Genomic DNA, 23,339 nt, shown 5'->3' with positions numbered 1-23,339 from the left:
CGGTCAGAGGTCGTTGCCCGCGTACGACAGGTTGAAGCTCTTGTTGGCGAGGGGGAAGTCCGGGACGATCGTGTCCGCCAGGGCCACCGGCAGCGCAGGCCAGTTGAAGAACGACGGGTCCACCGGCTTCACCCGGCTCAGCGTGCCGTCGGGGGTGAGCTCGACGCGGGTGGTGACCGCCCCGCGCCAGCCCTCGACGATCCCGGTTCCGCTGGTACCCGCGGGGTGCCTGGGCAGCGGCACCGTCATGTCGCCGGGCCGCAGCTCCGCCGCGAGGTGCGCCGCGAGTTCGAGCGAGGCCTGTGCCTCCTCGGCCCGCACCAGGAACCGGGCGAGCACATCGCCCGAGGCCTGCGTGGCGGGCACCTGCGGGCGGGCCCCGGTGGTGAAGGGATGGCCGAACCGCGCATCCGCGCTCAGGCCGCTCGCCCGCGCCACATAGCCCAGGCAGCCGAGATCCTGCGCAGCCTGTGCGCTGAGCGCGGCCGTGCCGGTGAACCGGTCGCGTACCGTCGCATGGCCGAGGGCGAGTTCCGTGATCTCCCCGAGGTCCACGGCGACCCGCGCCAACAGAGCCGGGTCCGGCACCGAGGCGAGGCGGGCGCCGCCGGGCACGACCGCGCCGCGCAGCAGCCGGTGTCCCGTCGTCGCGTCGGCCAGCCGCAGCAACTGCTCCCGGACGCGCAGCGCATGGGAGTTGAGGACGGAGTGGCCGACGTCGTTGCAGAGCGCGCCGAGGTCGGCGACGTGGTTGTGCAGCCGCTCCAGTTCGAGCACCAGCGCCCGGGCTCGGCGGGCCTCCTCGGGCACCTCGACGCCGTACGCCTCCTCGACCGCGAGGCAGTACGCGAGCCCGTGCCCGACCGCGGTGTCCCCGCTGACGCGCTCGGCGAGCCGCAGCCCGCCCGCCGCGTCCCGCCCCTCGAAGAGCTTCTCGATGCCCTTGTGCACGAACCAGAGCCGCGCCTTGAGCCGGATGATGGTCTCGCCCACGACCGAGAACCGGAAGTGCCCCGGCTCGATGAGCCCGGCGTGCACGGGACCCACCGGGATCTCGTACACCCCGTCCCCCTCGACCGCCAGGAACGGATACGGCCCCTCCTGCTCGCCGAACGGCGGCGCGGCCCCGGCGTCGGGCCGCATCGGGTACCAGCCGCGCGGCCAGTGGTAGTGGCGTACGAGCCGGTGCGGGAGCGGGTGCTCGCGGGGCACCACGCCGTGCAGATCCCGCATCTCGCGCTCGAACCGCCCGGCAGGGAAGGAGAGTTGGGCCAGCGTGGGCACGGACGGGCGGTCCGGATCGAGGTGTACGTGGAGTTCGGTACGGGTGTCCGGCGGCCCCGAGACGAACAGGTACACCACCCGCACGGTGCCCTCGTCGTGGTGCGCGGCCACCAGCGCGAGCCGCTGCCCCGAGTCGAGCAACCTCCCTACCTGGCAAGGGAGTTCTGATGCACCGACCTGCTCGGTCCTGCGGTTCATCGGGCGGCCCCTGCGGCGATGTCCGCGGCCGCGGTGAGCAGCGGCAGCAGCGGTTGTACGGTCAGGCCGAGCGCGGCGCAGCACAGCAGCCCCGCGCCGAGCGGCAGCCCGCGGGCGGCGCCGATCCGTACCGGCGCGGTGAGGTCACCCGGCGCCGGGCCGAGCACCATCTTGGCGGTGCGGGTGGTGAGGGCCGCGAACGCGACCAGGGCGAGGAGCAGGGCGACGGCCAGCGGCCACCCCATCCCGGCCGCGAACCCGGCTCGCGCGAGGCCGAGTTCGGAGGCGAACAGGGCGAACGGCGGCAGCCCGAGCAGTGCCACGACGGACAGCGCGAGTGCGCCGCCGAGGCCCGGCGAGAAGGCGATCAGCCCCCGGATCCGGCCGATCCGCGAGGTCCCCCGCAACTGGTGCAGCTGCCCGGCGGAGCAGAACGCGACCGTCTTGGCGAGCCCGTGCCCGGCGATGTGCAGCAGTACGGCCGACAGGGCGAGCGGCCCCCCGAACGAGGCGCCGAGCGCGATGAGCCCCATGTGCTCCATGCTCGAATACGCCAGCATCCGCTTGTAGTCGCGCTGCGCGAGCAGCAGCCCGGCCGCGAGTGCGAGGGTGAGCAGCGCGACCGCGGCGAGCAGCCCGCGCGCGAAGCCGGTGCCGAGCACCAGGTCCCCGATCACCTTGTACCGCAGCACCGCGCAGAACGACACCGCGAGCAGCACCCCGGACATCAGCGCCGACACGGGCGAGGGTGCCTGGCTGTGCGCGTCCGGAAGCCAGGCGTGCAGCGGTACGAGCCCGGCCTTGGCACCGTAGCCGAGCACGACCAGGGCGATGCCGAGCCGGGTGACGTTCGGGTCGAGGCTGCCCGCGTGCGCGACCAGGACCCGCCAGTCGAGTGCGCCCGCCTCCGGGATGCCGGCCCGGCGGGCGGCGTAGTAGATGAGCACGGTGCCGAGGAAGGCGAGCGCGATGCCCGCCGAGCAGATCACCACGTACTTCCAGGCCGCCTCGACGGAGGTGCGGGTGCGGCGGTGGCCGACGAGGAACGCGGTGACGACGGTGGTCGCCTCCACCGCCACCCACAACACGCCCAGATTTCCGGCGAGTACGGCCAGGCACATCGCGGCGAGGAAGGCGTGCACCAGGAGGTGGTAGCGGTGCACGGTCCGGTCGGCGGCCCGCCCGGCCGCCCGCTCCCCGGCCAGATGCGCAGGCCCCGCCGCGACGGCGAGGGCCGCCACGGCCCCGACGACGAGCAGCATCCACACGGTGAGGGCGTCCGCCCGCAACACCTCGCCGAAGGCGGACACCGGCCCGCTGTAAGGGACTTGGGAGGCGAGCGCGCCCCCGGATGCGAGCATCGCGGCGGGGGAGACGAGTCCCGTCCAGCCTCGGCTCCGCGTCGGTGGTGGCGGTTCGGGTGGGGGTGTGTCCAGCGGTACGGCTCCCGTGGGCCCGCCGGCCCCGACCGGTACGAGGACGTCGGCCGGTGCGGTGCGTGCGGCCGGAATCCTGACCCGGATGTCGGCCCGCCGCGCACGGAGGGCATGCCCGGCACTGACACTGAGTGGGGTTGCGATGGGGGCGGTGAGCAGCAGGGTGATCAGCATGCGTATGTCAGCCTCTCGTGGGGGCCCCTCCCTGGCCCTTCAGGCCTTGGGGGAGTTTTGAGGAGCGGGGGTTCGGGGGCAGCGCCCCCGGGCATGCCGGGTGCCTGCTCGGCGCGGGGTTGTGGAAGCCGTCCGGTCCGCTCAATCGTGCAGCTCCTGGAGGTCGTCGATCCGCGCCGCCGACCCGAAGGCGTCCCGCATCCGCGTCGTGAGGATGTGCAGCACGAGCACCGCGAGCAACAGGTCGAAGGACACCCCGAGTTCGACGATCAGAGGCACCCCGGATGCCGCGAGGAACGCGATCGCCGTGATGCCGTTGTCGAGCAACAGGAATCCGATGACCTGGGCGGCCGCGTGCCGCCGGGTGGCCAGGACGAAGAAGCCGATCAGGACGACCGCGAGGCCCACCGGCAGCGCCCGGGTGACCGGGTTCGGGTTCAGCGCCACGAGCGGCCGGGCGACCACGTACGCGAGCAGGGTGAGGGCGGCGGCGGTCAGGAGCGAGCCGACCCCGTTGACCAGGGGTTGTGTCTCCTCGTGGGCGCCGCTGCCCGCGAGGGCGCGGCGCAGCAGATAGGGGAGCGCACCCGCCCGGAGCAGTCCGATGCCGACGGCCACCGAGACCAGGTCCCAGCGTGCCTCGTGCAGGCCGATGAGCGCGGCGACGCCCGCGAGAGCCATCCCTTGCAGGGTGAACGCCCTTACCTCTGCGGCGAGTTCGCGCCGCCACACCATCACCACGGCCGCGAGCAGGAACGCCCCGCAGCACAGGTCGAGCAGCTTGGTGAACAGCGTGTCGCTCAGCACCGGCTCACGTCCCGCTCAGAAAGTACGAAGCCGTCACCGCGAGCAGCGACAGCAGGAACGAACCGGCGAGGAGTTCGGGCACCCGGAAGAGCCGGAGCTTCGCCCAGAACACCTCCGCCACCGCGAGCGCCGCCCCGAGCACCGCCACCTTCCCCGCACACACCGCGAGACCGATGGCGAGCGCGCCCGCCGAGGTGGTCGTGGCGATGCCCCAGGGTGCGAACAGCGAGGCGAGCAGGCCGAGCAGCACGGTGAGCCGCATCTGGGCGCCGAGTTCGACGAGCGCCAGGTCGGGGCCCGCGTACTCCAGGACCATCGCCTCGTGCACCATGGTCAGTTCGAGGTGGGTGGAGGGGTTGTCGACGGGCAGGCGTCCGGTCTCGGCGAGTACGGCGACCGCGAGGGCGGCCGTGGCGAGCAGCCCGGCGGGTGAGACGAGCCGGTCGGGGTCCGAGAGCGCGCCCGACACGATCGCCGGGAGGTTGGTCGAGCCGGTCGGCAGGGACAGGGCGAACACCGAGACCAGGATGGTCGGTTCGACGAGTGCGGCCAGAGTCATTTCGCGCGATGCGCCCATCCCGCCGAACGCCGTCCCGCTGTCGAGCCCGGCCAGCGGGAGCGTGACCGTGCCGAGCGCGAGCAGCGCCACCACCACGATCAGGTCCGAACTCCCGCTCACCACCATGTCGGTCGATGCCAGCGGTACGAGGGCGGCGACCACGGCGGTCGTCGCTACCAGGAGGACGGGAGCCGCGCGGAACGCCGGGCCCGTGCCGAGCGAGGTCACCGCCTCCTTGCGCAGTAGCTTGCGCAGATCCCGCCAGGGTTGGCCGACGCCTGCCCCGGCCCGCCCCTCCAGCCTCGCCCGCACCTGCCGCATCAGCCCGCAGAGCAGCGGCGCACCGGCCACCACGCCGCCCACCTGCACGGCCACCGCGGCCGCTGCGATGACGCTCACCAGCCCACCGCCAGGACGAGAAGCAGCGAGACCAGGCCGAAGAAGCCGTAGCCGAGATAGAGGTGGATCGACCCGGTGGCCAGGCGCCGCGCGGACTGCCCGGCGGCGGACAGCGCCGCGAGGACCGGTCGGTAGAGCCGGTGCTCGATCCGGTCGGGCACCCGGTGTCTGAACCGCACCCGCTCCTCCAGATAGGCGGATTCCCGTACGGGCGTGACGCTGACGTCCTGCTCGGGCGCGAGCACATGCTGGAAGACGCGTTGCAGCGGCTCGGCGAACGATGTCGCCGTGTAGGCCATACGGGCCGTCGGCGCACCGCCCCCGCAGTCCCACAGCTTGGCGCCGGTGCGCCGGGGCCGCCGCGCCACCAGGCGTACGAGGGCGGCCGTGCCCAGCGCGGCGAGCGTGAGGGCGAGCGCGATCCACAGCGGCGCAAGCCCACCGGAGACGGTCCGCAGCCGCACCCCGGCGCCCCCGCCGACCGCCGGCCCGGCGCCCGCGATCGCCACCACCCGGTCGAGCGCCGGCCCCAACTCACCTGGAAACAGGGCGAGTCCAGTGCAGGCGAGGGCGAGCAGCCCCATGCCGGCGAGCATCGCGGGCGGGCTCTCCCGGGCCCCGGCCGCCGCCTCGCCGCGCGGCCGGGCGAAGAAGCCGACGCCGAACGCCTTCACGAACACGGCGGCCGAGAGCCCGGCGCTGAGCGCGATCACCGCGACCGCGAGCGGCAGCACCACGGCCGTCGCCATGCCCGGCACCGCGAGCCCGTGGATCAGCGACTGGAGCAGCAGCCACTCCCCGGCGAATCCGTTGCCGGGCGGCAGGGCCACCGCGCCGAGCGCGCCGACCGCGAACAGCGCCGCGGTGACCGGCATCCGGGCGCGCAGGCCGCCCAGCAGGTCCAGATCGCGTACGCCCGTCGCGCGGACCACCGAACCGGCCGCGCAGAACAACAGGCCCTTGAAGGCGGAGTGGTTGACGAGGTGGAGCAGCGCCGCGGCGAGGGCGAAACCGGCCAGGCGCCGGTCGCCGTCGGCCGCGAACAGGCCGCCCGCGCCGACCCCGATGAGCACCAGGCCCATGTTCTCGCTGGAGGAGTACGCGAGGAGTCGCTTCAGGTCGCACGCCATCGCGGCCTGCAGGATTCCGTACACGGCGGACACTCCGCCCGCGCCCATCAGCACGAGCCACCACCAGGGCGAGCCTCCGCCGAGCAGGTCGAGCCCGAAACGGATGATCCCGTACACGCCGAGGTTGACCATCGTCGCGCTCATCAGCGCGGAGACGGGGTCCGGCGATTCGGTGTAGGCGCGCGGCAACCAGGCGTGCAGCGGGGCGATCCCGGCCTTCGAGGTGAACGCCACGGCGAGCAGCGCGAAGACCGTGCCGCGCCACGTCGGCCCCAACTGGCCTGATGCCGCGCGGAGTTCCGGGAAGGTCTGACCGCCGGCCAGTGCCGCGAACAGCGCCAGCCCGGCGAGCAGGGCCACGAAGCCGAGCTGGGTCAGCACCGCGTACCAGACCCCGGCCTCGCGCACCGCGCGCCTCCGCCAACGTCTCGACTCCTCCCCCAAGTTCTCGGCTTTGCTCGAACACGGGGGACCCCCATGACCAGGGAGGTGCCCCCATCGGTGCTCGCCGAGCACCAGGACCAGCGAGCCGATCGCCATCAGCTCCCACAGGAGCAGGAACGTCGAGACGGAACCGGCGGCCGGGACGAGCACAAGGACCGCGCCGAACCCCGGAAGGACCCAGTTCGTGGTCCGCGACGCGCGCCCGTACCCCGCCGCGTACACCGCGACCGCGAGCACCACCGCGCCCGCGACGGCCATGAACAGGCCCGAGAGCGCGTCCACCTCCAGGCGCACCCCGCCGAGTGGAAGCAGCCAGGGCAGCTCGGCGGTCCAGTGCCCGCCGCCGAGCGCGGCCACGCCCGCGGTGAGACCGGCGGCCCCCACCCCGGCGGTCAGCGCGCCGCCGGCCGCGCTCATCGGCCCGTCACCGTGCGCAGCGCCGCGACGATCTGCTCCGGCCGCGGCGGGCAGCCGGGCACCGTGAGGTCGACGTCCACGACATCGGCGACGGCGCCCTCGACCCCGTAACCTCCGCTGAACTCACCGCAGTCGAGGGCGCAGTCGCCGACCGCCACGACCACGTTCGGCTCCGCCGTCGCGGCCACCGTGCGGCGCAGCGGCACCTTCATGTTCCGCGTGACCGGGCCCGTCACCAGGACGACGTCCGCGTGCCGCGGCGACGGCACCAGGTGGGCGCCGTACCGCTCGGCGTCGTACACCGGCCCGAAGGCCGCGGCGATCTCGATCTCGCAGCCGTTGCACGATCCGGCGTCCACGCAGCGGACCTGCGCCGATCCGGCCAGCGCGGGGAAGTCGCCGGGACTCGGGCGCGGCGGGGCGTCCTCCGCCACCCGCCCGGTCTCACGGATCTTGCGCAGCAGACTCATGCCCGGCACAACCGGCCATGGCCGGATTCCGGTTACGAGCGGAACGCGGGCTTTGACAAGGTTTGGCGACCCCGAGGGGAGCGGTTGGCCGCTGTGTGGGCTGCGGCTTGCCTGCGACGCCGCATCCCGGCTCCGTTACGCTATTTGCATGGGAGCGCAAATGGAGAGCTGGGACGCGGAGCGGGCCGACCGGGCGGTCACCGTCCTGAAGGCGGTGGCGGACCCCTCGCGGTACCGCCTGCTGTGGGCGCTCAGCGGGGCCGAGCTGCCGGTGAGCGCGCTGGCGGAGCTGCTCGGGGCGCATGTCGCCGCGACGTCGCAGCACCTGGCCAAGCTGCGTTCTGCCGGGCTTGTCACGTCGCGGCGTGACGGCACGCGGATCTTCTACCGCGCGGCTGCGCCGGGCGTGCGGACGCTTTTGGAGGAGGCGTCCGTGGTGGCCCTCGCTGTATCGGCCGAGGGGGTTGCCTCCGCCCCTGCTGAGGCCGAGGGTGCCGCTCCGGTACGGGCCGTCCGTCGGGCCAGAGCCCCGCGCCCCGTGACGGAGCAGTAGCCCGGCCTGCGCGTCCTCAAGGGGCGCGGGGAACAGCGCGACCAGCCATAGTCAGCCCGCAGCCGAATACCCACCCCTCCGCGGAGCGGAAGGCGTCGGGGCCGGCCGGGGTCAGGCAATGGCCTCCGCGTCCAGCCGGTACTCCTCCCGCTCCGCGTCATACGCGTACAGCTCCGCGTACCGCCCCCAGTCCGTCGCCGTCTCCAGCTGCTGGGTGACCTGTTCGCTCGTGTAGTGGTGCGCCAGCACATCGCGGAAGAAGCCCGCTCGCAGCGTGCCGTCGGGGCTCTGGCGCAGGCTGGTCGTGATCAGGCGGACCAGCGGCGCATCCGCCCCCGCCTCCGCGAAGATGCGCTTGGAGCTCCGCACGTCCGCGCCCGCGAACGTCGTGCCCCGGTCGGTCAGGACCAGGTCGTCGTCGCTGACGGCCGCGAAGCCGAGCAGTTCGAGGGCGTCCACCAGCGGCAGTACGTCGTCGATCTCCAGGCCGAGGTCGTCGGCGAGGTCCGCCAGGTCGCAGCTGCCGCCGCGGTGCGCGACCATTTCGGCCAGGCCGGACAGGCCGTCCACGCTGGCCCCGGGGAGCGGGGTGTTCGCCGGGGTGCGCCGGTCGGGTCCGAGGCCCTCGGGGCGGCCCGGGAGCCGGGTCTCCTTCACGCGGCCCGTCATCGTGCGGTAGACCCGGTCGATGAGCTCCTCGAAGGCGGGCGCGTTGCGGTCGCGCGGCCGGTCGAGACCCACCTCGAAGGTCTCGCGGATCGTGCCGTACGGCCGCGAGCCGAGCACCACGATCCGGTCCGCCATCAGGACCGCCTCCTCGATGTTGTGCGTGACCAGCACGATCGCCCGGGTCGGGAACTGGCCCGACTCCCACAGCTCCATCAGCTCGCCGCGCAGGTTCTCCGCGGTCAGCACGTCGAGCGCGGAGAACGGCTCGTCCATCATCAGGACGTCCGGCTCGACGACCAGCGCCCGTGCGAAGCCGACGCGCTGGCGCATGCCGCCCGACAGCTCCTTGGGGTAGGCGGACTCGAAGCCGTCGAGGCCGATCAGGTCGATGGCCTGGCGGGCCGCGTCGGAGCGGGCGTCCGCCGGTACGCCCCGGGCCTCCAGGCCCAGCTCGACGTTCTGCAGCACCGTCAGCCAGGGCAGCAGCGCGAAGGTCTGGAACACCATGGCGGTGCCCGGGTTGGCGCCGGTCAGCGGGGCGCCCCGGTAGGACACCGTGCCGGAGCTCGGCGGCACGAGCCCGGCCAGGCAGCGCAGCAGCGTCGACTTGCCCGAGCCCGACTTGCCGAGCAGCGCGACGACCTCGCCGGCCCGCACCTGGAGGTCGATGCCGCCGAGGACGGGCAGCTCGCCGTCGGCGCCGGCGTACGCCTTGGTCAGGCCGACCGTCTCCAGGAGGATCTCGCCGTCGGCCGGGCGGGGCGCGGCCGGGGCGACCGCGTGCCGTGCGTTGCGCAGGGTGCGAAGGGTGTTGAGAACCATGAGGGGGCTCCAGGAAAGCTCAGGGGTGTCAGAGGGCGTAGCGGGTGTCGGCGAGCCGGTACAGGCGGCGCCACAGCAGGCGGTTGAGGCCGACGACGTACAGGCTCATCACCGCCACGCCCGCGATCAGATGGGGGAAGTCGCCGGAGGCGGTGGCCTTCGCGATGTAGGCGCCGAGGCCGGTCGCCGTCAGGGTCGTGCCGTTGAAGGCGACGACCTCCGCGACGATCGAGGCGTTCCAGGCGCCGCCGGACGCGGTGATGCCGCCGGTGACGTAACTGGGGAAGATGCCGGGCAGGATCAGCCGCTTCCAGCGCTGCCAGCCGCGTACGCCCAGGTCGTCCATGGCCTCGCGCAGGTCGCTGGGGATCGACATGGCGCCCGCGATGGTGTTGAAGAGGATGTACCACTGGGCGCCGAGCGCCATCAGCAGCATGCCGCCGATGTTGATGGACAGGCCCGTCTTGAGGAAGAACCACATGGCGAGCGGGAAGAGGAAGTTGGCGGGGAAGCTCGCGAGGACCTGGACGATCGGCTGGGCGATCCGGGTCAGCTTCGGCGAGAAGCCGATCTTCACTCCGATCGGCACCCAGATGACGGTGGCCGCGGCCACCAGAACGACCACCCGCGCCAGGGTCGCGAGGCCGAGCAGCAGCGGCTCTCCGAAGACGCCGAGGCCGGTCTCGTCGTGGAGGTAGCGGCCGAGGTCGAACAGGCCCCACAGGATGAGGGCGCCCGCGACGACGGTGAAGGTGATGTCGCCGGTGCGCCGACGTGCCCCGTCGACGTGCAGCGGCCGGTCGTCGGTGCCGAAGACGCGGCCCGCGCGGCCGAGGGCCCGGCCCGCCGGACGCAGCACCTTGCCGAGCAGCTGCGGCCAGGCGGAGCGGCGCAGGAAGTCCAGGACGACCGAGCGCTGGACCTCGCTCGCCTCGGACTGCTCGTTCTTGAACTTCTCGGCCCAGGCGGTCAGCGGCCGCCAGAACAGGAAGTTCACGCCGATGACCATGACGGCCATGGTGAGGATCGCCCAGCCGACCTTGCCGAGGTCGCCGTCGGTGATGGCGGCGCCCGCGTACGAGCCGACGCCGGGCAGCGCGTAGTCCTTGTTGTTGACGCTGATGGCCTCGGAGGCGACCAGGAAGAACCAGCCGCCGCCGAAGCTCATCATGCCGTTCCAGACGAGGCTGATCATCCCCGACGGCAGCTCCACCCTCCAGAACCGCATCCACCGCGTGAACCTGAACGACCGTGACAGCTCGTCGAGTTCACGGGGGAGCGAGGTCAGCGAGTGGTAGAAGCCGAACGTCATGTTCCAGGCCTGCGAGGTGAAGATCGCGAAGATCGACGCGCATTCCAGGCCCAGCATGGACCCGGGGAACAGGGCGATGAACCCGCTGACGGCGACCGTGAGGAAGCCGAGCACCGGCACCGACTGGAGGATGTCAAGGGCCGGGATCAGGATGCGCTCCAGGCGCCTGCTCTTCGCGGCGGCCAGCGCGTACACGAACGTGAAGACGATCGAGGCGGCCAGCGCGATGAACATGCGCAGCAGCGAGCGGGCGGCGTCGTACGGCAGTTGGGCGGGATCCGTGTCGACCTTGATCGACTGATCGGTGGAGAAGCGGACCGTGGTCCCGTGGCCCACCTGGAGCACGACGTAGAAGAGCACGAGCACCGCCGCGGCGACCACCGCGTCGACCCAGCTCAGCCGGGCCAGGCGGCCGGCGAACCGGGAGGTGACCCGCGTCGCGGGACTCGTCCGGAACGACATCACAAGAAACCTCCGACCACACTGTGGGCACAGGAGTCCCGGGGGCGCGACCGCGCACCCCGGCGCGGCGGAGCCCGACGTGGTGAGAAAGAAAAAAGGGGGAGGGGGTGCGAAGCCCGGGGAATCCGGGCGCACCGAGCCGTCGCCCCGGCCCCGTGCGGAGGGGCGGGAGGTGACGGGAAGGGTCAGAGACGCCCGGCGGGGCGGCGCGGACTGGGAGGATCTGCGTCCATGGCTGCCCCCTTCGGTGACGCGGTTTCCAGTGACTCGTGCAGTCTGCCGCTTATTGCGCTGATGTGCAAATAAGGGGTGTGGGGGCGGGTCAGCTCCGGGTGTTCAGCGCGCCCAGCTGGTCCTGGACGGGCTTGAGTTCACGCTTCACCAGCTTGCGCAGCGACCATACGGACGGGTACTTGAGGGCCGTCGGATCGAACCGGATGAACGTCGCCTCCCAGCGCGGCCCGAAGATGATCAACCCCTTGAGGGCGAAGTCCCAGCTCAGTCGCTTGCGGCCGCCGTTCAGGAGCACCTGCCAGCGGGGCCGCTCGGGGCGCGCGGGCGGCGGGTAGCCGGGCAGCGCCGGAAGCGGCGGCCACAACCCCGTCCCGGGTGACCCCGGCTCGGTGCGCGAACGCCGCTCGTACTCCTCGGTGACGGCTTCGCGGAACCGGTCGTACGTCGCCGCGTCGCAGTAGGCGAGCAGTACGAGCCGGTCGGGCGGCAGGAGGCGCAGCGCCTCGGTGAACTCCCACACCGTCCCCGGCCCCGGGCCCGCCGACAACAGCACCGCGTGCGCGCCCGTGATGAGATCGCTCACCGTGCCCTTCCAGTCGTCCAGCGGAAGGTAGGCGCGGGTCGCGCCGGGCAGCGGAAGGTTCTCGCCGGGCCTGCCGATGGCGACGACCCGGCCGAACCGCCCGAAACGGCGGACCAGTGCCTCTTCGTGGGTGAGGCCGGAGATGAAGAAGATGTTCTCCAGGTTCGCCCCGCCGCCCTGGAGGTCGTTGTTCAGGGCGGCCATCCCCGGGTCGTTCGAGAACGGGCGCAGATACAGGACGTAGCGGGTCCCGGCCAGGCCGGCGCAGGACACGACGAGGTCGGCGGTGTGCTGCTTGCCGCGCACCACGGCGAGCCGGCCGACGAAGAAGGCCGCGAGACCCACGAGGACGGCCGCCGCCCACCCCAGCAGGCCCAGCCACACGAAGGCGTCCCCGAAGGACCCCGCGAGGACGTCCTTGAGGCGCGCCTTGAACTCGACGAAGCCCAGCAGCCCGACCACCGTGCCGGCCACGCGCAGGGCCCAGCCGGCACCGACCAGCACGCGCCCCTTGGTCGCCCGCTGCGCACCGCGCGGCGACAGATCCTGGTCCCGATCCCTGTCCCGTAAGAAGTACGGGTTCCCGCTCATCCCTGTGCCCCCGTTCACCACACGACGAAGTGCCTACGCGATACCCGGGCCCGGCCGGTGCTACTCCGCAGGCCTGGGCGGCAGGTCTCGTGGAAGGGGCGCTAGGGGTGGGCGAATTAATTGACTGGCGCCGCGCACCGCCCCTGTCTAAAGTCGAGCCTGTTCGAGTGACGACCGAGGGTTGTCGCCGGTGAAGTGACCTTGTTGGGGAGGTGTGAACGATGGCTGTCGTTGCGAAGGGCGCTGCCCGCATCCCGAAGTTCATCCAACGCATCCCCGTGGCCGCCGGCTGACCCACCTCTTCCTCCACGCCCGAGCGCGTGGCGCCGGGGCCGCCCTTCGAAGGGTTCCCCTTGTCTTCCTCGTTCAGCATCACCGAGTTCAACAGCTCCGAGTTCAACACATCCGCCTCGTCGCGCCCGCTCGCCGCGTACGGCTGGGACGACGCCTGGGCGGCCGAGTTCGCCCCGTACGCCGAACAGGGCCTGGTGCCCGGCCGGGTCGTCCGGGTCGACCGCGGTCAGTGCGACGTGGTGACCGCCGACGGCACCCTGCGCGCCGACACGGCGTTCGTCACCCCGCACGACCCGATGCGGGTCATCTGCACCGGCGACTGGGCCGCCGTCGAGCCGGTGGGCGACCCCCGGTTCGTCCGTACGTATCTGCCGCGCCGCACCGCGTTCGTGCGCAGCACCTCCTCCAACCGGTCCGAGGCGCAGATCCTCGCGGCCAATGTCGACCACGCGATCATCGCGGTGTCGCTCGCCGTCGAGCTCGACCTCGGCCGCATCGAGCGCTTCCTGGCACTGGCCTGGGAGTCGGGCGCGCAGCCGCTCGTCGTGCTCACCAAGGCCGACCTGGTGCCCGACCCGGTCGGGCTGTCCTACCTCGTCCAGGACGTGGAGAACACCGCGCCCGGCGTGCAGGTGCTGCCGGTCAGCGCCACCACCGGCGAGGGCGTCGAGATCCTCGCGGCGGTCGTCGCCGGCGGTACGAGCGTGCTGCTCGGGCAGTCCGGCGCGGGCAAGTCCACGCTGGCCAACGCGCTGCTCGGCGAGGAGGTGATGGCGGTGCAGGCGGCCCGCGAGGTCGACGGCAAGGGCCGCCACACCACGACCACCCGCAACCTGCTGGTGCTGCCGGGCGGCGGCGTGCTCATCGACACCCCCGGGCTGCGCGGCGTCGGTCTGTACGACGCGGAGTCCGGCGTCGGCCAGGTCTTCGCCGAGATCGAGGAACTGGCCGCGGACTGCCGCTTCCACGACTGCGCGCACCAGGCCGAGCCGGGGTGCGCGGTGCTCGCCGCGATCGAGGACGGTTCGCTCGCAGAGCGCCGCCTGGACAGCTACCGCAAGCTTCTGCGCGAGAACCAGCGCATCGTGGCGAAGACGGATGCGCGGCTGCGGGCGGAGATCCGGCGGGACTGGAAGGCGAAGGGCGCGGAGGGCCGCGCGAACATGGAGGCCAAACGCGGCCGCCTGCGCTGAGCGGGCCTTCGGGGGCCCGGCGGCCGGGCCCCCGAAGGTCACCCGAGCGGTGTCTCGCCCCGCTGGTACGGCCGGCCCGGCAACGGGCGGCCCGCCACGATGTCGAGCGCCACGGCGGCCACCTTGAGACGGCGGGAGCGCGCGTAACGGCGCAGTCCGTCGAAGGCCTCGTCCACGAGGACGCTCATCCTGGTCGCGAGGACGCCCTTGGCCTGCTCGATGGTGATCCGGCTGGTCAGCGCGTGCTCCAGCTGGGTGGTCCGGGTGCGGCTCTCCCGCAGCTGGTTCTCGCGCAGCAGACTGATGGCGGCGGCGTCCGCCAGTGCGCGTGCCAGGGCCAGCTTGTCCGGCGGCAGCGGCGCGCCGCCGGACCGCAGCAGCACCAGGGAGCCCACGCACGCGTCGCGCAGATACAGGGGCAGCGCCGTCACCTGCTCATGGCCCAACGCCAGGGCTCGCGGCGCGTACCGGGGCCAACGGGCGCACTGGACCGGCTGGACCAGGGCGGTTTCGGGGAGGTGCCGGTCCCGGGACCGCAGCGTCGCGTCCGAAAACCGCCAGCAGTACGGGCCCGCGGCGCCGCACACTGGAACGCGTGATGGATCAGGAAGCGCAGTACGAAGCCGTCAGCAGCAGGGACGCCCGGTTCGACGGGGAGTTCTTCTTCGCCGTGGCTACCACCGGCATCTACTGCCGCCCGAGCTGCCCCGCGGTCACCCCGAGACGCAAGAACGTCCGGTTCTTCCCCAGCGCCGCCGCCGCCCAGGGACACGGCTTCCGAGCCTGTCGCCGCTGTCGCCCGGACGCCGTGCCCGGCTCCGCCGAGTGGAACGCGCGGGCCGACGTCGTGGGCCGGGCCATGCGCATGATCGGGGACGGCGTGGTGGACCGGGAGGGCGTGCCCGGGCTCGCGACCCGGCTCGGCTACAGCACCCGGCAGGTGCAGCGCCAGCTCACCGCGGAGGTGGGCGCGGGCCCCGTCGCCCTGGCCAGGGCCCAGCGCGCCCACTCGGCCCGGGTGCTGCTCCAGACCACCTCGCTGCCGGTCACCGAGATCGCCTTCGCCTCCGGGTTCGCCAGCGTGCGCCAGTTCAACGACACGATCCGGCAGATCTACGCCCGTACTCCCAGCGGCCTGCGCGAGGAGGCCGGCACCCGGGCCACCGAGCCCGGCGTCACGGCGGCCGCCGGCATTCCGCTGCGGCTCGCCTACCGGGGTCCGTACGCGACCGAGGAGACCTTCGATCTGCTGGCGGGCGAAGCCGTCGCGTGCGTCGAGGAGGTCGTCGGCGAGCCCGGCGCCCGCACCTACCGCCGCACCCTGCGGCTGCCCCACGGCACCGCCGTCGTGGCCGTCGACGAGGCCGCCCCCGCGCACACCGCGGCCCGCCAGGGCTGGCTGGATGCCCGGATCCACCTCACCGACCTGCGCGATCTCACCACCGCCGTGCAGCGCCTGCGCCGGCTTTTCGACCTGGACGCCGACCCGTACGCCGTCGACGAGCGGCTCGGCGCCGATCCCCGGCTCGCCCCGCTCGTCGCGCGCACCCCCGGCCTGCGCTCGCCGGGCGCCGCCGATCCCGACGAGTGCGCGGTGCGGGCGCTGGTGGGGAGGGAAGGTGCGGCCGCGCTCGTCGAGACGTACGGCAAGCGGCTCGACGTGCCCTGCGGCACGCTCACCCATCTGTTCCCCGAGTCCGCGGTGCTCGCCGGCCACCCCGATCCCCGGCTCGCCGCCCTGGCCGCCGCGCTCGCCGACGCCACCCTGCGCCTGGACGCCGGAGCCGACCGCGACGAGGCCGCACGCATCCTGCGCACGCTGCCCGGCATGGACGAGGAGACGGTGACGGCGATCCGGACGCGGGCGCTCGGCGACCCCGATGCGGGGCCGGCGACGGGGGAGGACGCCTGGCGGCCCTGGCGTTCCTACGCCCACCGCCACCTCCAGGTCGAGGCGGGCAGGGGGAAGTAACCCGACGGGCGGGGCCCGGCCACTTCTGGGAACGTCGAAGGCATGATCCGTCTCGCGCGCCTGCCCCTGGACCGCTGGTCGGCGCTGATGCCGCTGCTCGCCGTCGTGCTGCTCGCGCTGACCTGGGGGCGCTCCCTGCCCTCCTGGCTCGTGGCCCTGGTCGCGTGCTTCCTGGCGGGCGCGGTGCTCGCCGCGGTGCACCACGCGGAGGTGGTCGCGCACCGGGTGGGCGAACCGTTCGGGTCGCTGGTGCTCGCGGTCGCGGTGACGGTCATCGAAGTAGCGCTCATCGTCACTCTGATGTCGGACGGCGGCGACAAGAGCGCCTCGCTCGCCCGCGACACCGTCTTCGCCGCCGTGATGATCACCTGCAATGGCATCGTCGGCCTGTGTCTGCTCGTCGGCGCCCTGCGCCGCAGATACGCCGTCTTCAACGCCGAGGGCACCGTCACCGCCTTCGCGACGGTCACCACCCTCGCGGGCCTCAGCCTCGCCCTGCCGACCTTCACCACCAGCAAGCCGGGCCCCGAGTTCTCGGCCGCCCAGCTGATCTTCGCCGCGATCGCCTCCGTCTTCCTGTACGGGCTGTTCGTCGCCACCCAGACCGTGCGCCACCGGGACTACTTCCTGCCGGTGACCCAGCAGGGCGAGGTCATGCGGGACGACACCCACGCCAACCCGCCCTCCGCTCGCACCGCCTGGATCAGCGTCGCCCTGCTCGGCGTCGCGCTCGTCGCGGTGGTGGGCCTGGCCAAGGGGGTCTCGCCCACCATCGAGCGGGGGGTCGCCGCGGCCGGGCTTCCCGCCTCGGTCGTCGGCGTCGTGATCGCCCTGCTCGTGCTGCTGCCCGAGACCATCGCCGCGGTGCGGGCGGCCCGCCGCGACCGCGTACAGACCAGCCTCAACCTGGCGCTCGGCTCGGCCATGGCCAGCATCGGCCTCACCATTCCGGCCGTAGCGCTGGCGACGATCTGGCTGTCCGGGCCGCTGGTGCTCGGCCTCGGCGCGAGCCACATGGTGCTGCTCGCGCTGACCGTCGCGGTCGGCATCCTGACCGTCGTGCCGGGCCGCGCCACGCTGATGCAGGGGGGTGTGCACCTCTCGCTGTTCGCCGCGTACATCGTGCTCGCGGTCAGCCCGTAGCCAGGGGCTCGTTCTGCATACGTTCCCGGCCGACTAAGCGGTGCATTCAGGTCACCGGTGTTACGCCCATGTTGACGGACCGCCTGCCGAGGCACACGATCGAGAGGTAGGTAGTTGCTCAATACATCTTATTCGGCCGGCGGCACGTCCCCCCTCCGGCCGGACAGGCCAAGCAGGAGGCACCATGTGTGGCATCACCGGCTGGATCTCCTTCGACCGTGAACTGCGCGCCGAGCGGGACACCCTGAACGCGATGACCGAGACGATGGACTGCCGCGGTCCCGACGACCGCGGCGTCTGGGCCAACGGGCCGGCCGCCCTCGGCCACCGCAGGCTCGCCATCATCGACCTTCCGGGCGGGCGCCAGCCCATGACCGTCGAAGCGGACGGCAGGACCGTCGCCCTCGTCTACTCGGGCGAGGCCTACAACTTCACCGAGCTGAGGGCCGAACTCGCCGCCCGCGGACACCGGTTCACCACCGACTCCGACACCGAGGTCGTCCTGCACGGCTACCTCGAATGGGGCGAGGCCGTCGCCGAACGCCTCAACGGCATGTACGCCTTCGCGATCTGGGACGAGCGCGTCCAGCGCCTCGTCATGATCCGCGACCGGATGGGCATCAAGCCCTTCTACTACTACGAGACCGCCGACGGCGTGCTCTTCGGCTCCGAGCCCAAGGCGATCCTCGCCAACCCGCTGGCCGGCCGCTCGGTCTCGCTCGACGGCCTGCGCGAGCTGTTCACCTTCGTCAAGACGCCCGGCCACGCCGTGTGGGACGGCATGAAGGAGGTCGAGCCCGGCACCGTCGTCACCCTCGACCGCGGCGGCCTGCGCACCCACACCTACTGGTCGCTCGAAACCCGCCCGCACGAGGACGACCGCGCCACCAGCATCGCCCATGTCCGCGAACTGCTCGACGACATCGTCCGGCGCCAGCTCGTCGCCGACGTGCCGCGCTGCATGCTGCTCTCCGGCGGCCTCGACTCCTCCGCGCTGACCGCGCTCGCCGCCCGCCAGCTCGGCGAGGTCGGCGAGCAGGTGCGCAGCTTCGCCGTGGACTTCGTCGGCCAGACCGAGAACTTCGTCGCCGACGAACTCCGCGCCACTCCCGACACCCCCTACGTCCACGACGTGGCCCGCGGCTCCGGCACGATCCACCAGGACATCGTCCTGGACGCCCAGTCGCTCGCCGACCCCGAGGTGCGGGCCAAGGTCATCCGGGCCCGAGACATCCCCGTGGGCTTCGGCGACATGGACACCTCGCTCTACCTGCTGTTCAAGTCGATCCGCGAACACTCCACGGTCGCCCTGTCCGGCGAGTCCGCGGACGAGGTCTTCGGCGGCTACAAGCAGTTCTTCGACGAGGAGGCCCGCAACGCCGACACCTTCCCCTGGCTCGTCAGGTTCGCCGAGCAGTTCGGCGACGACTCCGGCCTGCTGCGCCCCGACCTCTCGGCCGCGCTGAACGTCCCCGCCTACGTCAAGGACTCCTACGACACCGCCGTCGCCGGCATCCAACGCCTGGACGGCGAGAGCGACTTCGAGTACCGGATGCGCAAGATCTGCCACCTCCACCTGACCCGCTTCGTGCGCGTCCTGCTCGACCGCAAGGACCGCGCGAGCATGGCCGTCGGGCTCGAAGTACGGGTGCCGTTCTGCGACCACCGGCTCGTCGAGTACGTATACAACGCGCCCTGGTCGGTGAAGTCCTTCGACGGCCGCGAGAAGAGCCTGCTGCGCGAGGCGGCCAGGGACGTCATTCCGCAGTCCGTGTACGACCGGGTCAAGAGCCCGTACCCGTCCACGCAGGACCCGAAGTACGCGATCGCCCTTCAGGGTCACGCCAAGGACCTGCTCGCCCAGCCCTCGCACCCGGTCTTCGACCTCATCGACCGCGACAATCTCCGCCGGGCGGCCGATGCCGGCGCGCCGCAGATCCACCAGGCATCGCGCCGCGGCCTGGAGCGCACGCTCGACCTGGCGATCTGGCTCGACCTGTACAAGCCGGAGCTGAAGATGGCGTAAGGCGCCCCTTAGCCGAGACCCCAGCTGTGGATCTTGTGCGGGTGGATGCGGATGAGCTCCTCGCTGAAGTGCGGGCCCAACTCGTGTGCTCCGGTGAGGAGTTCGGCCACTCCGCGGATCTCGACCCCGCGCACCTTCCACGGCCGTACGCTCACCACGTCGTCGACCACCAGGGCCGCCTTCGGGTTGCCCTGGAGGTTGCGCCACTTCTTGGTGGTGCCGAGGGCGTACCCGCCGATGAGGATCGTCCCGTCGTCCTGCGGGAAGAACCCGACGGGGTTGGCCTGCGGCTGGCCCTTCCCGTCCACGGTGGCGAGCCGGCCAAGGCGCTGGCTCTTGAGATACGTGCGCTCGGCCTCGCTGAATGCGGTCATGCGGCCACCCTCACACGCCCGCCACCACGCCGTCATCGGGTCGTGGACCCAGGTCTTCGGGACGGGCGCTCAGCCCCAGATCACCGCGCCGAGCCACGCCCCGGCCACGAGCAGGCAGGCGAACAGCTCGGCCATCACCGAGTAGCCGCCCGCACGAAGGACCGTACGGGCCGAGGCCAAGGCGTCCCCGCGGCTGCCGAGGCGTACCCGTTCCGCGCCGTAGAGCCCGCCGACGAACCCGGCGATCCCACCCGCCACGGGCAGCACGAAGAACCCCGCGACGGCGGCCGCGCCCGCGACGAGGACCGACCTCCTGGCCACTCCGGCCGCTTTGAAGCGGCGCGGCGGGAGGAAGGGCCGCAGGGCCTGGTTCAGCAGGAGCACGCCGGTGGCCCCGGCCAGGACGGCCCAGGCGAGCCCGGTGATGTCGTCGAGCGCCCACCACGCGACGGCGGCCCACACGATCGCCTGCCCGGGGACGCCCGGGACGAGGACGCCGCACAGGCCCATCAGCATCACCGCCCCGACCGCGAGGAGCTGCCACACGCCCATCTGCCAAGGGTGCAGGAAACCGCCCGTTCCCGCAGTCCCGGGCCCCTCGCGGGAAGGCTCAGCGGGCCACCCAGCCCCGCTCGTACGCGTGCCAGCCCAGCTGGAGGCGGGTCGTGACCCCGGTGAGCTCCATCAGGCCCTTGACCCGGCGCTGCACGGTCCGCAGGCCGAGCTCCAGCTGCTTGGCGGCACTGGCGTCCGTCATCCCGGCCAGCAGCAGCGACAGGATCTCCAGGTCGGTCGCGTCCGGGCCCCGCGCCTCCTCGACGATGCCGCGGCCCCCGCCGCCGAGCCGCAGCGGCAGCGCGTCCTTCCACACCGCCTCGAAGAGGCCCATGAGGGATTCGAGCAGCCCGCTCGCGTGCACCACGAGCGCGGCCGGCTCGGCGTCCCGGCCGGTCAGCGGCACCATCGCGAGGCTGCGGTCTGCGACGACGAGCTTGGTCGGTACCCGGTCCACCGTCCGCACCTGCTCGTCGCGGCCGAGTGCCGCGGACAGCTCGACGATCCCCGCGGGCAGCGAGAGCACCTCGCGCTCGATCACCACCCGGTGGGCGACCCCGCGGATCGAGGCCCGCTCCTCGGACTCGTTGTCCATCCCGGTGACCGCGACCGGCTTGCCCGTCACCAGGGCGCACACTTCCTCGGCCGCGCCCAGCTGCAACTGGTGGAAGCGGTGGGCGACCGCGCTCGCGCCGGTCACCACCTCGACGAGGTCGTGCACGGCCGGCGCGGCGGCCTCGGCCCGGTACTCCGCGGCGAGCAGCGCCGCCGCCAGCTCGGCCTGGTCCAGCTCGTGGCGCTGCTGGGTGAGCAGCGCCACGAGCGCCACGCCGGGCGGGGCCGCGACCCAGCGCCCGGGGCGCGCCGAGGACTGGGCGGCCAGGCCCTGGCGCCCCAGGCGGCGCAGCGCGCGCTCGGTCTCGTTCTCGGGCAGCGCGAGCCGGTGCGCGAGGTCACTCACCTCGGCCGCGCCGACCGCGACCAGGGCGCGGTACGCCGACTCCTGCGTCTCGTCGAGACCTATCGCTCCCAGCACCACGGACCGCCTCCCTCACCTGCGCGGTGGCGGGAAACCGCCCCGGCGCAAACCCGCCTCACAACATCATCCCCGTATCTCCCGTCGCTCTGCCAATGTCGAGCCACCGCAGCACCAACAGCCTCCGGGTACGGGGCATTTGCGCTCTTGTGGAAGCGCTCGCAGCAGGTCACCACGAGCTGGAAGCTCCGCTCGCACCGGAGCGGAAGTCGGACGGCGACCGTGAACCACGCGGGAGCCGCCGCCAGGAACGTGACCCTGAAGACCGAACTGACCGACGCCAACGGCAATTCGGTCACCCAGACCGTGGTGGACGCATACGCGGTGCGGTAGCCGCGCAGCCGGTCCGCCGGGTGTTCCTCCCGTGGGGGGTGGGGTCGCCCGGCGGACTTTGGCTTTCCTGCCCGGCTCGTCCGTTGCGGACATTTTCCCGATGCCCCGTTTTCGTATGCCTCGGACGGTGGACAATAAGGGCATGAGCCAGCAGGGGGAGAGGCCGACCCGGGACGACGACTGGTGGAACCGGCTGTACGACGAGTCGGCCCCGGACGCCGGCCCCGACGGTTCGGGCGACAGCCTCGACGACCGCTTCGACTCGGCGTCGGGCACGGTGGGTTCGGGCTCCGCGGGTTCCGGTGCGGCGGATGCGAAGCCGCTGGGATCTTCGGGCGCGAAGGGTTCGCAGACGGCGGGCGCGAACCCGGCGGCTTCGGACGTGACGGGTCCCGACTCGGCGGGTTTCACCCCGGCGGCTTCGGACGTTGCCGGGCGGAACCCGGCCGGTTTACCCCGGGCGGAACGCGCCGCTCCACCCGCCGCGCCCAGCGCCTCGCCGCGCCCCCGGGCGCCCTGGGAGCCGCCCGAAACCCCGTCCGCACCGCGCAAACCCGCCGCCTGGTGGGAGTCCGTTCCGGCGGCTCCGCCGCCACCGACGGCCCCGGCCCCGCTGCCCGATCTGCCGCCCGGCTGGACGGAGGGCGCCCCGCCGGATCAGGCCGAGGCGACGCACCCCGCCGAGGAGCGGCGCCCGGCGCCCATCACCGCGCCGCCCGACCCGCCCCGTGCCGCCGCCACCCATGAGCCGCGCGCCCCGCAGGGCCTCCGCACCCCCACCGTGGAAACCCCCGCCCCGCCCGCCGTCGCTCCTGACGAGCAGTTCGGGCCGCCCGAGACCGCGCCGCCCGAGCAGTTCGCGCCGGTGACCCGGCCCCGTACCGGCCATGTGGGTGACGGTCCGCCCACCTACGACGCCGAGCCCACCGCGCTGCCCGCGGCCAGGCCGGACGAGCTCGACGACCTCGTCGCCGACACCGTCCTCGACGGGGCCCGCTACGGCGCGTACGTCCTGCGGGCCTCGTCCTCGCGCGGGGACTCCGCGCGCTACCGGGGCGAGCCGCGCCGCGACGCCCTGCTCACCGCCCGCTTCGGCACCGGCGAGAACGCCCTGGTCCTGGTCGCCGTGGCGAGCGGCGCACGGACCAGCGAGCGGGCCCACCTCGCGGCCGCCGACGCCTGCCACTGGATCGGCGGCGCCATCGGCCGCAGCCATGTCCGCCTCGCCGAGGACATAAGGGCGGGCCGGCGCGGCGACCTCAAGTCGGGGCTGCACCGGCTCACCGACCGCAGCTACGGCATGCTGCGGGCCCGCGCCGCCGAGCTCGGCGCCGAGCCCGAGGAGTACACCGCGAGCCTGCGCTGTCTGCTGCTCTCCGCCGACCCCGCCTGCCGCACCCGGGTGTTCTTCGGCATCGGCCACGGCGGCCTCTTCCGGCTGCGCGGCGGCGTCTGGCAGGACATCGAGCCCGCCGTGCCCGACGCGGGTGCGGTCTACGGCGAGCCGGTGGTCGGCTTCGGCTCGGCCCCCGCCGAGACCCCGCAGGGCGACCGCCTCACCATGGACCTGAACACCGTCGAGCCCGCCCGCCCCTACATCGACCCGCCCCCGCCACCGGGCGAACCGTTCCGCTTCCGGGCCTCCGTGGCTCGTCCGGGCGACACCCTCCTGCTGTGCAGCGGGGGTCTCGCCGAACCCCTGCGCGGCGAGCCCGCCCTCGCCAAGGAACTCGCCGAACGCTGGGCCCGCCCCGAGCCGCCGGGGCTCGCCGCGTTCCTCGCCGACGTGACGTTGAGGGCGAAGGGGTACGCCGACGACCGTACGGCCGTCGCGGTCTGGGAGGCGTGACGGCCAAGGCCATGGGTTGA

At 73.0% G+C, this 23,339-nt stretch carries 19 protein-coding genes; 6 read left to right on the top strand and 13 right to left on the bottom strand.

All coding sequences use genetic code 11. From position 1 onward, the window contains the following. Positions 1-3: 3 nt before the first annotated feature. From ACSHXC_RS09130 to ACSHXC_RS09105, 6 genes are all read right to left on the bottom strand, one after another. Entirely contained in the window at positions 4-1,482 is a 1,479-nt protein-coding gene (locus ACSHXC_RS09130; protein ID WP_438291098.1) for an NADH-quinone oxidoreductase subunit C, read from the bottom strand. Further along, on the bottom strand, positions 1,479-3,092 hold the full coding sequence (locus ACSHXC_RS09125; protein WP_438291097.1) for a proton-conducting transporter transmembrane domain-containing protein: 1,614 nt from the start codon (positions 3,090-3,092) through the stop codon (positions 1,479-1,481). Before ACSHXC_RS09125 ends, ACSHXC_RS09130 begins: the two co-directional genes overlap by 4 nt. A 141-nt stretch (positions 3,093-3,233) precedes the next feature. Further along, on the bottom strand, positions 3,234-3,899 hold the full coding sequence (locus ACSHXC_RS09120; protein WP_438291096.1) for a hypothetical protein: 666 nt from the start codon (positions 3,897-3,899) through the stop codon (positions 3,234-3,236). 4 nt (positions 3,900-3,903) lie between these two features. Beyond that, entirely contained in the window at positions 3,904-4,857 is a 954-nt protein-coding gene (locus ACSHXC_RS09115) for a respiratory chain complex I subunit 1 family protein (protein WP_438291095.1), read from the bottom strand. Next, positions 4,854-6,848 (bottom strand): proton-conducting transporter transmembrane domain-containing protein, encoded by a 1,995-nt coding sequence (locus ACSHXC_RS09110; protein ID WP_438291094.1) that lies wholly within the window; start codon positions 6,846-6,848, stop codon positions 4,854-4,856. The genes ACSHXC_RS09115 and ACSHXC_RS09110 overlap by 4 nt, the downstream gene beginning before the upstream one ends. Beyond that, the gene (locus ACSHXC_RS09105; RefSeq protein WP_386104655.1) at positions 6,845-7,318 is read right to left on the bottom strand and encodes an NADH-quinone oxidoreductase subunit B family protein; all 474 of its coding nucleotides are present in this window, start codon (positions 7,316-7,318) and stop codon (positions 6,845-6,847) included. Before ACSHXC_RS09105 ends, ACSHXC_RS09110 begins: the two co-directional genes overlap by 4 nt. 148 nt (positions 7,319-7,466) lie before the next feature. Between ACSHXC_RS09105 and ACSHXC_RS09100 the strand changes: the two genes are divergently transcribed. Further along, positions 7,467-7,871: an ArsR/SmtB family transcription factor gene (locus tag ACSHXC_RS09100; RefSeq protein ID WP_438291093.1), complete on the top strand. Its 405-nt coding sequence runs from the start codon at positions 7,467-7,469 to the stop codon at positions 7,869-7,871. Between the two features lie 111 nt (positions 7,872-7,982). Here ACSHXC_RS09100 and ACSHXC_RS09095 read toward each other — a convergent pair whose 3' ends face one another. From ACSHXC_RS09095 to ACSHXC_RS09085, 3 genes are all read right to left on the bottom strand, one after another. Further along, positions 7,983-9,362 (bottom strand): ABC transporter ATP-binding protein, encoded by a 1,380-nt coding sequence (locus ACSHXC_RS09095; protein ID WP_438291092.1) that lies wholly within the window; start codon positions 9,360-9,362, stop codon positions 7,983-7,985. Positions 9,363-9,390: 28 nt separating this feature from the next. Then, positions 9,391-11,136 (bottom strand): ABC transporter permease, encoded by a 1,746-nt coding sequence (locus tag ACSHXC_RS09090; RefSeq protein WP_438291091.1) that lies wholly within the window; start codon positions 11,134-11,136, stop codon positions 9,391-9,393. Between the two features lie 322 nt (positions 11,137-11,458). Continuing rightward, the gene (locus tag ACSHXC_RS09085; RefSeq protein WP_438291090.1) at positions 11,459-12,544 is read right to left on the bottom strand and encodes a hypothetical protein; all 1,086 of its coding nucleotides are present in this window, start codon (positions 12,542-12,544) and stop codon (positions 11,459-11,461) included. A gap of 353 nt (positions 12,545-12,897) precedes the next feature. Here ACSHXC_RS09085 and rsgA point away from each other — a divergent pair, with 353 nt between their 5' ends. Further along, on the top strand, positions 12,898-14,031 hold the full coding sequence (gene rsgA / locus ACSHXC_RS09080) for a ribosome small subunit-dependent GTPase A (protein ID WP_438291089.1): 1,134 nt from the start codon (positions 12,898-12,900) through the stop codon (positions 14,029-14,031). Positions 14,032-14,069: 38 nt separating this feature from the next. Here rsgA and ACSHXC_RS09075 read toward each other — a convergent pair whose 3' ends face one another. Further along, positions 14,070-14,462, bottom strand: a complete 393-nt coding sequence (locus ACSHXC_RS09075; protein ID WP_438291088.1) for an ANTAR domain-containing protein — start codon at positions 14,460-14,462, stop codon at positions 14,070-14,072. A 167-nt stretch (positions 14,463-14,629) separates the two neighbouring features. Between ACSHXC_RS09075 and ACSHXC_RS09070 the strand changes: the two genes are divergently transcribed. The 3 genes from ACSHXC_RS09070 to asnB all read left to right on the top strand — a co-directional run bounded on the left by ACSHXC_RS09070 (position 14,630) and on the right by asnB (position 19,172). Further along, entirely contained in the window at positions 14,630-16,003 is a 1,374-nt protein-coding gene (locus ACSHXC_RS09070; RefSeq protein ID WP_438296490.1) for a bifunctional transcriptional activator/DNA repair enzyme AdaA, read from the top strand. Between the two features lie 42 nt (positions 16,004-16,045). Then, positions 16,046-17,146, top strand: coding sequence for a calcium:proton antiporter (locus ACSHXC_RS09065; protein WP_438291087.1), 1,101 nt, complete (start codon positions 16,046-16,048; stop codon positions 17,144-17,146). Positions 17,147-17,330: 184 nt separating this feature from the next. Then, the gene (asnB, locus tag ACSHXC_RS09060; protein WP_438291086.1) at positions 17,331-19,172 is read left to right on the top strand and encodes an asparagine synthase (glutamine-hydrolyzing); all 1,842 of its coding nucleotides are present in this window, start codon (positions 17,331-17,333) and stop codon (positions 19,170-19,172) included. 8 nt (positions 19,173-19,180) lie between these two features. On the opposite strand, the gene ACSHXC_RS09055 is transcribed toward asnB, so the two are convergent. From ACSHXC_RS09055 to ACSHXC_RS09045, 3 genes are all read right to left on the bottom strand, one after another. Then, the gene (locus ACSHXC_RS09055; RefSeq protein ID WP_438291085.1) at positions 19,181-19,546 is read right to left on the bottom strand and encodes a PPOX class F420-dependent oxidoreductase; all 366 of its coding nucleotides are present in this window, start codon (positions 19,544-19,546) and stop codon (positions 19,181-19,183) included. Between the two features lie 69 nt (positions 19,547-19,615). Beyond that, positions 19,616-20,098 (bottom strand): DUF456 domain-containing protein, encoded by a 483-nt coding sequence (locus ACSHXC_RS09050; protein ID WP_438291084.1) that lies wholly within the window; start codon positions 20,096-20,098, stop codon positions 19,616-19,618. Between the two features lie 58 nt (positions 20,099-20,156). Beyond that, positions 20,157-21,137, bottom strand: a complete 981-nt coding sequence (locus ACSHXC_RS09045; RefSeq protein ID WP_438296489.1) for a helix-turn-helix domain-containing protein — start codon at positions 21,135-21,137, stop codon at positions 20,157-20,159. 475 nt (positions 21,138-21,612) lie between these two features. Here ACSHXC_RS09045 and ACSHXC_RS09040 point away from each other — a divergent pair, with 475 nt between their 5' ends. Continuing rightward, entirely contained in the window at positions 21,613-23,319 is a 1,707-nt protein-coding gene (locus ACSHXC_RS09040) for a protein phosphatase 2C domain-containing protein (protein ID WP_438291083.1), read from the top strand. The last annotated feature ends 20 nt before the right edge of the window (positions 23,320-23,339 follow it).

It is taken from the genome of Streptomyces sp. HUAS TT7, from assembly GCF_051550175.1.
Classification (GTDB): domain Bacteria; phylum Actinomycetota; class Actinomycetes; order Streptomycetales; family Streptomycetaceae; genus Streptomyces.
This window is presented reverse-complemented; position numbering and strand designations above follow the sequence as displayed.